14 protein-coding genes are annotated in these 13,521 nt (G+C 40.5%); 9 read left to right on the forward strand and 5 right to left on the reverse strand.

Annotation, left to right across the window (positions count from 1 at the left end):
- The first annotated feature begins 2 nt into the window (after positions 1-2).
- Genes ACSLUF_RS08320 through ACSLUF_RS08340 form a run of 5 tightly spaced genes read left to right on the forward strand, consistent with a single transcriptional unit; the run spans position 3 to position 4,504 of the window.
- On the forward strand, positions 3-608 hold the full coding sequence (locus ACSLUF_RS08320; RefSeq protein ID WP_435625648.1) for an NTP transferase domain-containing protein: 606 nt from the start codon (positions 3-5) through the stop codon (positions 606-608).
- Positions 601-1,662, forward strand: coding sequence for a ThiF family adenylyltransferase (locus tag ACSLUF_RS08325; protein WP_435625649.1), 1,062 nt, complete (start codon positions 601-603; stop codon positions 1,660-1,662). Before ACSLUF_RS08320 ends, ACSLUF_RS08325 begins: the two co-directional genes overlap by 8 nt.
- Before the next feature lie 30 nt (positions 1,663-1,692).
- Entirely contained in the window at positions 1,693-2,889 is a 1,197-nt protein-coding gene (locus ACSLUF_RS08330; RefSeq protein ID WP_435625650.1) for a molybdopterin molybdotransferase MoeA, read from the forward strand.
- Position 2,890: 1 nt separating this feature from the next.
- A complete protein-coding gene (locus tag ACSLUF_RS08335; protein WP_435625651.1) occupies positions 2,891-3,895 on the forward strand; it encodes an XdhC family protein in 1,005 nt (334 codons plus the stop codon).
- A 3-nt stretch (positions 3,896-3,898) separates the two neighbouring features.
- A complete protein-coding gene (locus ACSLUF_RS08340) occupies positions 3,899-4,504 on the forward strand; it encodes a nucleotidyltransferase family protein (protein WP_435625652.1) in 606 nt (201 codons plus the stop codon).
- A gap of 49 nt (positions 4,505-4,553) precedes the next feature.
- Here ACSLUF_RS08340 and ACSLUF_RS08345 read toward each other — a convergent pair whose 3' ends face one another.
- Together ACSLUF_RS08345 and ACSLUF_RS08350 are read right to left on the reverse strand one after the other, a co-directional pair.
- On the reverse strand, positions 4,554-4,697 hold the full coding sequence (locus ACSLUF_RS08345) for a hypothetical protein (protein WP_435625653.1): 144 nt from the start codon (positions 4,695-4,697) through the stop codon (positions 4,554-4,556).
- Positions 4,698-4,735: 38 nt separating this feature from the next.
- Positions 4,736-5,356 carry a GntR family transcriptional regulator gene (locus ACSLUF_RS08350; RefSeq protein ID WP_435625654.1) on the reverse strand — a complete coding sequence of 207 codons (621 nt, stop codon included), beginning with the start codon at positions 5,354-5,356 and terminating at the stop codon, positions 4,736-4,738.
- A gap of 90 nt (positions 5,357-5,446) precedes the next feature.
- On the opposite strand from ACSLUF_RS08350, the gene treF reads away from it, so the two are divergent.
- Together treF and ACSLUF_RS08360 are read left to right on the forward strand one after the other, a co-directional pair.
- The gene (gene treF / locus ACSLUF_RS08355; RefSeq protein WP_435625655.1) at positions 5,447-7,015 is read left to right on the forward strand and encodes an alpha,alpha-trehalase TreF; all 1,569 of its coding nucleotides are present in this window, start codon (positions 5,447-5,449) and stop codon (positions 7,013-7,015) included.
- Positions 7,016-7,087: 72 nt separating this feature from the next.
- The gene (locus ACSLUF_RS08360; RefSeq protein WP_435625656.1) at positions 7,088-8,179 is read left to right on the forward strand and encodes a DUF2652 domain-containing protein; all 1,092 of its coding nucleotides are present in this window, start codon (positions 7,088-7,090) and stop codon (positions 8,177-8,179) included.
- A gap of 6 nt (positions 8,180-8,185) precedes the next feature.
- On the opposite strand, the gene ACSLUF_RS08365 is transcribed toward ACSLUF_RS08360, so the two are convergent.
- Together ACSLUF_RS08365 and ACSLUF_RS08370 are read right to left on the reverse strand one after the other, a co-directional pair.
- Positions 8,186-8,509 carry an ArsR/SmtB family transcription factor gene (locus ACSLUF_RS08365; RefSeq protein ID WP_435625657.1) on the reverse strand — a complete coding sequence of 108 codons (324 nt, stop codon included), beginning with the start codon at positions 8,507-8,509 and terminating at the stop codon, positions 8,186-8,188.
- The gene (locus ACSLUF_RS08370; RefSeq protein WP_435625658.1) at positions 8,499-8,927 is read right to left on the reverse strand and encodes an SRPBCC family protein; all 429 of its coding nucleotides are present in this window, start codon (positions 8,925-8,927) and stop codon (positions 8,499-8,501) included. Before ACSLUF_RS08370 ends, ACSLUF_RS08365 begins: the two co-directional genes overlap by 11 nt.
- Positions 8,928-9,113: 186 nt before the next feature.
- Here ACSLUF_RS08370 and ACSLUF_RS08375 point away from each other — a divergent pair, with 186 nt between their 5' ends.
- Together ACSLUF_RS08375 and ACSLUF_RS08380 are read left to right on the forward strand one after the other, a co-directional pair.
- Complete coding sequence (locus ACSLUF_RS08375) at positions 9,114-12,362, forward strand: WD40/YVTN/BNR-like repeat-containing protein (RefSeq protein ID WP_435625659.1); 3,249 nt, start codon at positions 9,114-9,116, stop codon at positions 12,360-12,362.
- A gap of 5 nt (positions 12,363-12,367) precedes the next feature.
- The gene (locus ACSLUF_RS08380; protein WP_435625660.1) at positions 12,368-13,027 is read left to right on the forward strand and encodes a class I SAM-dependent methyltransferase; all 660 of its coding nucleotides are present in this window, start codon (positions 12,368-12,370) and stop codon (positions 13,025-13,027) included.
- Here the strand turns inward: ACSLUF_RS08380 and ACSLUF_RS08385 are convergent, their stop codons facing one another.
- Entirely contained in the window at positions 13,028-13,510 is a 483-nt protein-coding gene (locus ACSLUF_RS08385) for a hypothetical protein (RefSeq protein ID WP_435625661.1), read from the reverse strand.
- Positions 13,511-13,521: the final 11 nt, after the last annotated feature.

The following is a 13,521-nucleotide window of genomic DNA, read 5'->3' on the forward strand; positions in this document are numbered from 1 at the left end:
CCATGAATCACAAACCCAAACTATATGGCTTGGTTTTAATTGGCGGTAGGAGCACTCGAATGGGTTCTGAAAAACACCTTCTTAAATACCACAAGAATTCGCAACAAAAACGCACCTATGATTTGTTGAGAGAAGTATGTGATTCCACTTTCTTAAGCATAAGACAAGACCAAGTCCCATCAAGTGAAAAAGACTTTAAAGTCATAGTGGACCAAAACAAATACAAGGGTCCATTTAATGGTATTTTGAGTGCACATGAAGCGCATCCCGCAGTAGCTTGGTTGGTGTTGGCCTGTGACTTGCCATTTCTGGACATGGAATCCATAAAAACCTTGGTTACCCATAGAAATCCAGATAAAAGCGCAACTTCCCTAACTTCTAAAACAACTAACATACCCGAGCCCTTGATTACCATTTGGGAACCAAAAGGATTGGAAAGCGCCAAAGTCTATCTTCAAACCAAGGTAAACTCGGGCCCAAAAGAATTTTTATTGAATTCGGATATAGCCCAAGTGTATCCGATGTCGGATGAAGTCCTTTTCAATGCCAACTCGCAAGAAGATTTTGAACAGGCAAAGAACCGTTTGAGTAAATTGCATCATGGATAGATATACCCGACAAACCGGTTTAGCGGATTTTGGCCCAGAAGGACAACAAAAGTTGTCCAAGGCGAAGGTTTTGGTCGTTGGATTAGGGGGTTTGGGCTTGCCGGCCTTACAATATTTAAACGCCATGGGGGTGGGAACCTTGGGGTTAATGGACCAGGATACTGTGGACTATCACAACTTGCAGCGTCAGGTTCTTTACACCGAGGCAGATGTTGGACAAGCCAAATTAACTGTGACACTGCAGAGACTGCAATCGCAGAATTCGCAAACAACCTTTATTGCCCATGATACTTTTTTGACCAAAGACAATGCTCTGGATGTCATCGCTAAATATGATGTAGTTCTGGATGCTACGGATAATTTCCCTACACGCTATTTGATTAACGATGCTTGCGTGATATTAAATAAACCTTTTGTTTATGGTGCACTACATGGTTTTGAAGGTCATGTGAGCGTTTTTAATTATCAAAACGGCCCAACCTATAGATGTTTATATCCCGAAATGCCTTCTATGGAAGAAATCCCTAACTGTGATGAAAACGGGGTTTTGGGAGTAATTCCAGGAATCATTGGAAATCTTCAAGCTTTGGAAGTGGTAAAACTTGTAACTGGAATTGGGGAGGTACTTTCCGGTAAGTTGTTGGTTTTTGATGGATTGAGTCAAAATTATTTAAAGATAGCTTTTCAAACCAACCCTGAACATCAAAAAATACGTCAACTGCAGGAAACTTATCAAACTCCCGATTGTAGTGTTGTACCATCCATTTCAGCAAAAGATTTTTCTCAAAAAAGGTTGACCGGCTCGCTTGTTGTTTTGGACGTGAGAACATCTAAGGAGTTTTATCAAGACCATTTACCAGAAGCCTTGAACATTCCATTGCAGGAGCTGGAATTGCCTAATACCGTATTGGAAAGCAAAGAACCCATCTATGTGATTTGTCAATCAGGAAAAAGAAGCGAACTGGCCGTAAAACAACTTCAAGAAACCCATCCAAAACTTTCTTTTTATCATATATTGGGGGGGATGAATAAACTAAGGATTCTTACCCAATAATTGGTTCATCCAGTAATCAACCATCGCACTATGATTGCATTTGAAGAAGCGTTAAAGTATGTATTGGAGCATACACAGGATTATGGTACTGAAATAATACCCTTTTCACAAGCGGATAATCGGGTTTTGGCAGAACCTGTTTTAGCTGATAGGGATTTTCCCCCTTTCAATCGGTCCACTAGGGATGGAATCGCCATAAACTCCAAAGCGCTTGAAGAAGGGCTGAAACAGCTCCATATTAAAGGCATGGCACCAGCTGGCTCGCCTCAATTGAATTTAGAGAATCATAAGGATTGTATCGAAATTATGACAGGCGCCATATTGCCCAACAATGCGGATACCATCATCATGTATGAACACTTGGAAAGGGTAGGTGATGCGTTTATACTTAATGAAGATGCTAGCCCAGGACAGAACATTCATTTCCAGGCCAGTGATTTTGAAAAAGGTACAACCTTACTCGAACCGGGGATTAAACTTTCAGCTGCAGAAATCGGAGTGTTGGCTTCCGTGGGAAAGTACGAGGTTTTGGTAAAAACCAATCCCAAGGTTGCCATAGTTTCTACAGGGGACGAATTGGTGGATGTGGACCAGATTCCTTTACCGTATCAAATCAGAAAGTCAAACAGCTATTCCCTACGAAGTTTGTTAAAAAAAGAGGGGATTTTATCTTATAACTTCCATCTTGTAGATGACAAGGAAATCCTTGCAAAAAAGCTGAAGGAACAAATCCAGCAACAAGACGTACTTATTTTAAGTGGGGGAGTTTCTAAAGGAAAGTATGATTTTTTACCAGAGGTATTTGATGAATTGGGCGTAGAAAAAGTGTTTCATAAGGTTTTGCAGCGCCCTGGCAAACCCTTTTGGTTCGGTATCCACAAGGACTATAATACTTTGATTTTTGCTTTTCCAGGAAATCCCGTTTCAACTTTTGTCAATTATTCCATCTATTTCAAATCTTGGCTTAACAAAACTTTGGGAACAGATAACCCAGCTTTTACTGTATTTTTAAAGGAAGCTATAGAAAACAAAACGGACCTTACCTTTTTTAAAGGGGTCAAGGTGAATTTGGAAAACAGCACATTGGTGGCACGGGAAATGAAAACCACAGGTTCTGGAGATGTTATCGGTCTCTCCAAAGTGGATGGATTTGTCCAACTTGCACCAAAAAGTAGCCTAAAAAAGGGAGACCAGGCTTTGTTTATTCCGACCAGAAACGTGATATAGGATGACCCACGAGCTTAAGAGTATATTCAAAGGTTTTGAAGCAGCTAAAGCTGAAGGAATTAAATCCGTATTAGCATCGGTGGTGGCTCTAGAGGGTTCTTCCTATCGAAGACCAGGAGTCCGGATGTTGTTACTGGAAAATGGTAAAATGATTGGGGCAGTAAGCGGAGGATGTGTGGAAAAAGAAGTGCTACGTCAAGCTGAATCCGTTTTTCTGGAAGGAGTCGCCAAAGTGATGGTCTACGATGGGAGATATCGCTTAGGCTGTGAGGGCATCCTATACATTTTACTTGAGCCGTTTCAACCAGATACACAACTTTTAGAGGCATTTTGGAAAACGGTAAAAAATCGAAACTCTTTTTCCATTAAATCTTATTTCAAGAAAGAGCATTCGCAAAATAAAAGTTATGGGTCCCTCTTTAGTATTGATGATAGTGAACTTCCATTGAATTCCCAGATTGTAAAATCAGATATGGAAACGTTTGAACAAAGACTTTCACCATGCTTTCAATTGATTATCATTGGCGCTGAACATGATGCAGTACAGCTATGTCAATTGGCAAGTCTGATGGGGTGGGAGGTAACTGTGGTGGCAAATCCACGCGAGAAAAAAACAGCAAGCCATTTTCCAGGAGTACATAGTTTTCTCCAACAAGAACCAGAAAATTTGGATGTCGCTTTAGATGCGCAAACTGCCGTGGTTTTGATGACCCATAGTTTTGTGAAGGATTTGGGGTATCTATTGGCGTTGAAGAACAAAAAGTACTCGTACTTAGGGCTTTTGGGCCCTATGCGAAGAAGAGAGAAGCTTTTCGATGAGCTTTTGGAAAGACATCCTGACATCTCTGAAGAGTTTTTAGATTCAATTCACGGACCGGCGGGCCTCGATATTGGTGCTGAAACTCCACAGGAAATAGCAATTTCCATAATTTCCGAGATTTTGGCTGTAATACGGGAAACAGAACCCCAACTTCTGAAGGAGAAACTGGGTAAAATCCATAGCTGATTCATGCCAAAGAACATTTCCGCCCTCGTTTTAGCCGCCGGAGCTTCCAAGCGAATGCCGAATCGAATTAAGCAATTGTTACCCTGGGGCGATTCTAACCTATTGGAAAACGCTATACATCAGATTTCACCTTTGGTTGATAAAGTACATATAGTATTGGGTGCCTATGCAGATGAAATTAGAGAGGCTTTACCCAAAGACACGATATCCCATAGTAATCCTAAATGGGAAATAGGAATGGGGTCTTCCATATCATTTGGTATAAGTCAAATCCTCCAAGGTGGGAAAGAACCGGACGCGATTTTCATTTTGGTTCCAGACCAGCCATTAATGGATTCCGAACATTTTCAAAAACTTCAAAATACTTTTCTTGAAAATAAAAATATCCATATCGTTGCAACCGATTATGGAAACCAAAGAAGTGGGGTACCTGCCATTTTTGATAGTACCTTGTTTCCTGAACTTCAAGCTTTACAAGGCGATTATGGGGCTAAAGGGATTATTCAAGACCATTTACCCACCACAAAATTGATTTCGGGTGAGGGAAAAGAAATAGATGTGGATACCTATGAAGCATATATCCGATTGAAAGGGGATACTAAGCCGTAAGATTCAGTACTATTTGGATTCTACAAAAGTTGGTGGCTATTTGCACAGATTATCTGCCCGAAGTCGGCTTTTTAGAGGTCGATTCTACTACCTCCAAATCTTGAAAAATCCCGCAGGAGATTTGTTTCTTAACCAGAGATTTGGTTTTCTTTTGCTTTACCAGTGCAGCGATTTCCTTATTCAAAAATTGCATCTAACGTAGTTTATTGTTTAAACGCCTCTTTTTCAAAATTAGTCTGTTGTGAACTGATTTTGAACACGTTCCAGTACAGTCATCCAATGCATTTTTAGGATTAGCGCAGCCGTAGGAATATTATTTTCTTCAATGGCGTTCAAAATGGCATCATTTTGGGTTTCCATCTGATGGTCAATCACAGCACTTTCAGGAAGTATTTGTTCGTAGAAATAAAGTCTTGCCTTCAAATCATCAAGAATCTGAAGGAGAATAGGGTTGGCGCAGTTATGAAGCAAAAGTTTATGAAACTCAAATCGAGCTGTGATGGAATTCTTGGTCTCCATATTCATAAAATAGTTTCGCAATTCTTGGATATATTCTTCTGTAAATGGTGTGTTTTCCAAAGCCATTACTTCCAACTGCGAAACCGTTTCATAAAGGTGTCTGGCCTCCAAGGTTCCTAAAGGACGTATAATAAAACCTCTATTGGGAATAGCCTGCACGATTCGAGCATGCTCCAATTGACTCAACGCTTCACGAACAGGGGTAACACTGATTCCCGTTTCACGGGCCACTGCTGCCAAATTGATAGTCTTTCCAATTTGTAGTTTCCCCTGCTGGATTTGTTCCAACAAGTGAGACTTCACCTTGTCCCTTAGAATTCGAGGTTGAATCATAACTTGAAGATACGAATCATTGTCTAACCCGCTACTTTGTCTTTTAGGGAATACCCGTATATTTAGGCATATTCTAAACTTTGGTACGGTATGAAAAAATGGATTCCTTTTTGGGTTGTCTTGTTTTTGTTGATTGGTTGCAAACAAAATGAACCCACAACTTCAAACATTTCACTATATGAATCCCAGCTATTTAAGGATGTGCAGTTAGCTGCCGTATTTAAGGACTCCAAAACTTTTGTCGATTTAGTGCCCAAGGAAGAAATTGAAATCCTTGAAGCAAAATATTTAGCGGAGAAGGACGGTGAAGGTTTTGATTTGAAAACGTTTGTTTCAAATAATTTTGAAGACCATTCTATGACCGCCTTGGAATTCCAAACGGATACTACCAAAACCATGTATGAACATATCAATACTATGTGGGACAAACTGACTCGTGGTCCAGATGAAGTTGTTCCGTTTTCTTCTAGAATCGCCTTACCTTATAAATACGTTGTTCCCGGAGGAAGATTCCAGGAAATCTATTATTGGGATAGTTATTTTACTCTTGAAGGTCTTCTGGTTGCAGGAAAAGATGACTTGGCAAAGGCCATGGTGGATAATTTCAGTTTTTTAATAGACACCATCGGATTTATACCCAATGGAACCCGGGATTATTATAAAACAAGGAGTCAACCCCCATTTTATGCCTTAATGGTGGATGCTGTCAGCAGAAAAGACAGCTCCCAGCTTGCCAACTATTTGCCACAGCTCAAAAAGGAATATAACTTTTGGATGGCCACTACAGGAGAAAATGAAAATGCACAGGCGGACCAACATGTCGTAAAAATTGGAGAAACAATATTGAATCGTTTTTGGGATAAAGGATTTACTCCAAGACCTGAGGCGTACAAGGAAGACTTGCATTTGGCTAGTGAAGTCCCTCAATCTGATAAACCGGCGTTGCTGAATCATTTACGTGCAGCAGCTGCCTCGGGATGGGACTTTAGTTCCAGATGGTTTGGGACCAAAGGAGAGTTCAGTACCACAGAAACTACTAGTATTCTTCCCGTAGATTTGAACTGCCTTATGTATTTTATGGAAAAAACCATTGCTAGAGCCCATGAATTAAATGGAGAATCCCAAGAAGCACAGGTTTTTATTGAAAAAGCAAATACTCGAAAATCAAGTGTCCAACAATTCTTTTGGAATGAAGAAAACGGTTTTTTTCAGGACTATAATTTTATAAAATCCACTTCAACACCAGAACTGACTTTAGCGGGAGCTTTTCCTTTGTATTTTGGATTGGCTACCGAGGAACAGGCAGAAAAGACCAAAGACATTCTAATAGAGAAGTTCTTAAAAGACGGTGGGTTGGTGACCACTTTAGAGCACTCAGAGCAACAATGGGATGCACCAAATGGATGGGCTCCATTACAATGGATTGCTGTAAAGGGTTTGTTGAATTACGGATATGACGAGGAAGCTAAAGACATCATGAGTCGATGGTTGGCGCTTAATGAAAAAGTATTCAAGAATACAGGAAAGATGATGGAAAAATACAATGTGGAAGACTTATCTCTGCTTTCCGGTGGGGGAGAGTATGAAACCCAAGATGGTTTTGGATGGACCAACGGCGTAGCCTTGGGATTCAAACAAATTCTCGAGGAAATGAAGTAACATATTCATATTTCAATTATGTAAGGTTTTTGTGAAACTTTTGACATATTTCATACAACTATCAATCAATAAATGGCTAAATCCTTACTCTTTATTCCTGATATTTCAGGCTATACCAAATTCATTCAAACCACTGAAATTGAGCATAGTCAACATGTAATTTCCGAATTGCTTGAGGTACTTATCAATGCCAATACCCAAAAACTACAGTTGGCAGAAATTGAAGGAGATGCCCTTTTTTTCTATAAACAGGATGAAGTCCCATCCCAAGAAAATCTTTTGGCCCAGATAGAAACTATGTTCACGGCATTTTACAGTCATCTTCAAAGGTTGGAAAAATACCGTATTTGTCCTTGTAACGCCTGTGCTACGGCACCTAACCTTCAACTTAAGATTATCGCCCATACAGGAGATTTAAGTCATATAGAAGTGCATGGTACCCGAAAACCTTTTGGGGAAAAGGTGATTGAAGCGCATCGGCTGCTGAAAAATTCTGTAGAAAGTGATAATTATACATTGATTAGTAGGTCGTTGGCTCTTGAAATCCAGTTGTCACCCTATTATTCAAGCAAACTATTTCGATTCAGGCAAGGCTCAGATAGTTATGATGACAAGGATTTGGAATATCTATATTCATTGATTGATAGGGAACAACTTTCACTACCCTCCTTGGAGGAACCTACAAGAGTTAGTTTCAACAGACCTCCAAACATTTTGTTGGAAAAGACTTTTCCGATTGCTGCCGAAAATTTGATGGAATATATTTCAAACTATTCCTACCGATCAAATTGGGTAAAAGGTGTTGACAATTTTGAATTCAATGAAAATGAAATAACACGAATAGGAACAAAACATACCTGTGTTATTGACGGCAAGGATTTAAATTTCTCAACCGTGATAACTGACGCAGAGGATAATGAACTAGTTTATGGCGAAGTGACTTCGGATGCGCCTTTTTTGGATGAACTCAATCAGTTTTTTATCATTACTCCAATCTCCGATACAGAGTCCCAATTAAAATCTGAAATCTATTGGCATATCAACTCACCAGCAAAGAGACTTTTCGCCAATCTTTTTGTAAAACCTGTACTCAAAAAAAACACGGAAAAAGCATTGGAGAGATTACATGACTTTGTGATAGAAGAATCTATTAAGGCCGCATGAAAATCTTTAGGACTTGTTATCCAAATAGGTGTTCAAATTGCGTAAAGCATCATCCCAAAATTGCTCATAAAACTTAAGCCAGTGGTTAACTTCCTGAAGGGGTATTGGGTCAGCAATGCAAAAACGTTCGCGCCCTTTTGTTTGAATTGACACCAATCCAGCATCTTCCAAGGTCTTCAAATGTTTAGTAATGCCTTGACGGCTCATTTCAAATTGACCGGAAATCTGAGTAATGGGCATGGCGGTGGCCGCGACCACCAAGGCATGAAAAATTTCACGCCTCGTAGGGTCTGCAATGGCCTTTAATATCTTCGTAATCCTACTCTGCATGTACCGCCTTGATTAGATAGTCATCGAGCAAGGAAATACAGTTATCCCAACCTCCATTGAAATCGGAATACATCTTTATCGCAGTTTCTCCAGCATATTGGGAGATTCCTGAATGTTCCAAATACAATTTGGTTTTTCCACCTAAATCCTCTAGTTCCCATTTCACAGTGGTTTCCACTTGGGTACCTTTAACTTCCCAAGTATAAATTAGGGTATAGGGGTCGGCTTTTTGAACCACACCCAAAATAGGTTCACACCCTTCTTTCTCGTCAGAAGTAAAAGTGTAGTGGTATCCTACTTCCGCCTTGAAATCGGCAGCTATAAACCAAGTGGATAATTCTTCTGCTTTTGAAATCGCATCCCAGACTTTGTTTATGGGATGATTCAGAACCTGTGTTTTTGTAATTACATCTTTCATGACTGTTCGTTTATTTTAGATTATTATGCAACTATATGGTTGCAAATATAAGCATATATTTTTAATACGCAACCCTAGAGTTGCATTTATACTAAATTGAATGGATATATTTCACATTTCCTTTAGATATTTCTGGATTGCTTTTGAGTATCTTGCTCTGGACTAATTCAACCAAAACTAACGCTCATGAAATGTCTCCTAAAGACCTTCGTCTTTCCCGTTTTCATTCTTTTTTTAACTGGCAATTTAACCGCTCAGCGACCGGATTCCACAACCTTTAAAGGGCTGGAGTTTAGAAGTCTGGGACCAGCTCTTACTTCTGGTCGTATTGCTGATATTGCCATCCATCCAGAAAATGAAAGCATTTGGTATGTTGCTGTTGGTTCTGGTGGTGTTTGGAAAACTGTCAATGCGGGAACCACTTGGAAACCAATTTTCGATAAGCAAAGTGTGTATTCCATTGGATGTGTGACTATTGACCCGAATAATCCCAGTACCATTTGGGTTGGAACTGGGGAAAATGTAGGAGGACGTCATGTTGGTTTTGGAGATGGCGTCTATGTCAGCCATAATGAAGGAAAAACATGGAAGAACATGGGGCTTAAAAATTCTGAGCACCTATCCAAAATAATTGTGCATCCCAACAATTCAGATGTGATTTGGGTGGCATCCCAAGGGCCATTATGGAGTAAGGGAGGGGAGCGTGGACTTTATAAATCTACCGACGGCGGTAAGACATGGAATAGGACCCTTGGAGATTCTGAGTGGACGGGGGTCACCGATTTGGTAATCGACTTTACCAACCCGGATGTACTTTATGCTGCTACTTGGGACAGACACCGTACTGTTGCTGCCTATATGGGAGGAGGACCAGGTTCTGGGCTTCATAAAAGTACGGATGGGGGAGAAACTTGGACAAAACTGACCAACGGGATTCCAAAATCCAATTTGGGAAAAATTGGATTGGCCATTTCGCCTTTTGATAATGAAACCCTATATGCAGCAATCGAATTGGACCGTAAAAAAGGAGGATTGTTCATTTCAAACAACCAAGGAGCATCATGGAGCAAACAGTCGGATGCGGTTTCAGGAGGTACAGGACCCCATTATTATCAAGAATTGTATGCTTCTCCGCATCAAAATGGTAAACTCTATTTGATGAGTAACTATGTGCAGATTTCGGATGACCATGGAAAGAATTTTGCCAGGATGAATGAGGACAAAAAGCATGTCGACAGTCATGCCATGGCCTTCAAAAAATCAGACCCAGATTATGTATTGTTTGGTACTGATGGAGGGCTGTATGAATCCTATGATTTGACAAAAACCTGGAGGTATTTCAACAATTTACCAATTATACAATACTATAAAGTTGCCGTTGATGATGCGAAACCATTTTACAACATTTACGGAGGAACACAGGATAATGGTTCCCATGGAGGGCCATCGCAAACGCTGAGCAGTAAAGGAATATTGAACCACGATTGGTGGAAAACTTTGGGGGCTGATGGACATCAATCAGCAACAGAACCCGGGAATCCGGATATTACCTATGGTGAATTTCAGCAGGGATGGCTATGGCGAATAGACCAAACTACGGGAGAAACTGTATTTGTGCAACCCCAACCTAAAGCAGGCGATCCTCACGAACGTTTTAATTGGGATGCTCCCATTTTGGTTAGTCCCCATAATCCGCAACGTTTGTATTTCGCTTCTTATCGTGTTTGGAAATCGGAAAATAGGGGAGATGACTGGACAGCTATCTCTTCCGATTTAACTAGAAATGAGGAAAGGTTGGCCTTACCCATTATGGGTAGAACGCAGAGTTGGGATAATCCATGGGATGTAGGTGCCATGTCCAATTACAATACCATTACTTCATTAGCGGAATCGCCGATACAAGAAGGATTAATTTATGCGGGAACCGACGACGGGATACTTCAAGTAACCGAAGACGGTGGCAACTCGTGGAGGAAAATCATGTTGGGTTCCATAAAAGGAGTTCCACAAAGGGCTTTTGTCAACGATGTGCGTGCAGATTTGTTTGATGCCAATACGGTGTATTTGGTTTTAGACAACCATAAAGAAGGAGATTACAAGCCGTATTTGTTGAAAAGTACCGATAAGGGCAAGTCCTGGCGACTCATGAATGGTAACCTTCCCAAAGAATTGCTGACTTGGCGTATTGTTCAGGATCATATTAGGCCCAATTTACTCTTTATTGCTACTGAATTTGGTATTTATATGTCCAACAACGGAGGAGGAAGCTGGATGGAGTTAAACGGCGGACTACCCACCATTTCCTTTAGGGATATTACCATCCAAAGAGAAGAAGACGATTTGGTTGCAGCTTCCTTCGGAAGAGGCTTTTATGTTTTGGATGATATTTCTGCTTTACGTGATTTTGATGCCTCGGCAAAAGAAACTACACTTTTTAAAGTTAGACCTGCGCACTGGTATGTCCAGAAAAGCGGGGTCGGTAGTCAAGGAAATACCGAATATGCTGCTGAAAACCCACCATATGGTGCTGTTTTTACCTATTACCTACCGGAAAAGTTGAAAAGCCGTAAAGAAGTCAGAAAAGAGAGTGAAAAGAATCTCAACAAACAAAATGCAAATATCAATTTCCCGGGTTGGGATGCACTGGACACTGAAACAAACCAGGATAAACCAGCTATTTTACTTGTCGTAAAAGATAGTGATGGAAATGCGGTGAATACGGTTCCTGGAACCAATAAAAAAGGATTCAACAGGGTAGCATGGAATCTTACCTATGCTGATAGGACCGGTGTTCCTTTAAAAAGACCCAAAGGAGATAATGACAACTTTTTTGGTTCTCCATTTAGAGTGATACCGGGGAACTATTCTGTGGAGCTGTACCAAAATGTGGATGGGACAATGACCAAGTTATCAGATACCCAAGGCTTTGAGGTTAAACGATTATTTGAAGGAGCATTACCACCTAAACCGGTTGGTGAGATAGATGCGTTCAGAAGTGATTTCCAAGCATTCCAACAAGATTTGAAAGCCACAAATACCGTTTTGGAAAAAAGTTTGATGAAACTGGATGCCATGCATCGTGCCTTGGGTCAAGCCAAGCAACCGACACCCAGTCTTAATTCAAAAATACACAGTGCCAAATCATCCTTAATACAGCTTAAGTCGGTGATGAAAGGCAGTGCAGCTAAAAACGAAGTCGGGGAAAGGAATGTTCCTTCTCCGGAAAATGGCTCGTTTATTGGTTTTGTTACTTTGAGAAATACCTATGGTCCCACTGGAAATCTTAAGAATGCATTCCAAAGAGCGAAAAACCAATTGCAGGACGTTAAGAAAGAGTTGAACGCCTTTGTAAATGGCACAATTCCGAGCTTGGAGTCTGAATTGAAATCAGCAGGAGCTCCATGGATTGAAGGTCAAGGACTTATTCAAAACTAGCATTGGTGTCAAAAGTCAAACTCTTTTTTAGTCTTTTGTCATTTACTCTTGCATCTACATTATCCCTCGCCCAGTACAAAGCGAATGACTGGGCATCCAGGGATATATGGATGAAGACATCTTCTCTTCTTGAATTGGCAGGAGTTTCCCAGGGACAAGTGGTCGCAGATATCGGATGCCATGAAGGTTATCTATCCGTGCATCTGGCGCGAAAGGTGGATGCGAATGGAAGAGTTTATGCTGTCGATATCAGAGAGGACCGATTGGCTACCCTGCGGGAAAATGCAAATTCAAGAAATTTGACCAACATTATCACTATTCTCGGAGATTATGATAATCCAAAATTACCCGAAGGTGCCCTAGATTGTGTTTTTGTGATTGACACATATCATGAGATAGAGGCTTATAAAAAGGTACTGAATCACATTAGAAAGGCCTTAAAGCCGGGTGGGCGCATCATGGTACTTGAAAAATTGAAGAAAAGGATCGTTGGAAAATCAAGGGCAGAACAGGTAGCTGCACATTCTTTAGCTATTCATTATGTTGAGAAGGAACTTCAACAAGCAGGATTCGCCATAATCAACAAAATTGAAAACCATGGTCTATGGCAAAACGATGGTGATAAACAAATGTGGGTGCTACTAGCGAAAAAGGTGATTCAGTAATTAAAATTGCCTCAAACCGTATACAAAACTTTGTATTCCAGGCAAATCTTCACCAACCTCATTAATAAGCTGATCTCCGGAAATTCTTAATTCTGTAAGTACTTCATCATTTCCTGTAAATGTTATTCCAGTTTCATCAGAAAACCAATTCCCCGTGCCTGTAATTGTGCCATTGCAGTCAGCACTAAACAAGTCTCCCGTTATGGTAGAGACACTTATAATCGATTGTTCATAGGTCCATACCAAATTACTATCAATTAAAAGACTTCCGGAAATACATTCCAGTTCATCCATAAGATTGGTAGAAGCAGTTCCATCCATATTGATATCTTGAGGAGGGTTGACATTCACGGCAACAAGGTCCCATAGCCCTAAAACGTCAAAATTTGGTAGAGGTGCACCCTCAACGCCGTCATCAATATTACAGGAAATCACCAGCATAAGAATGACACAGCAATACGTTGCTTTTATCAGCAATTTCATAGTTTCTTTTT

It is taken from the genome of Flagellimonas sp., assembly GCF_965601775.1.
Taxonomy (GTDB): Bacteria; Bacteroidota; Bacteroidia; order Flavobacteriales; family Flavobacteriaceae; genus Flagellimonas.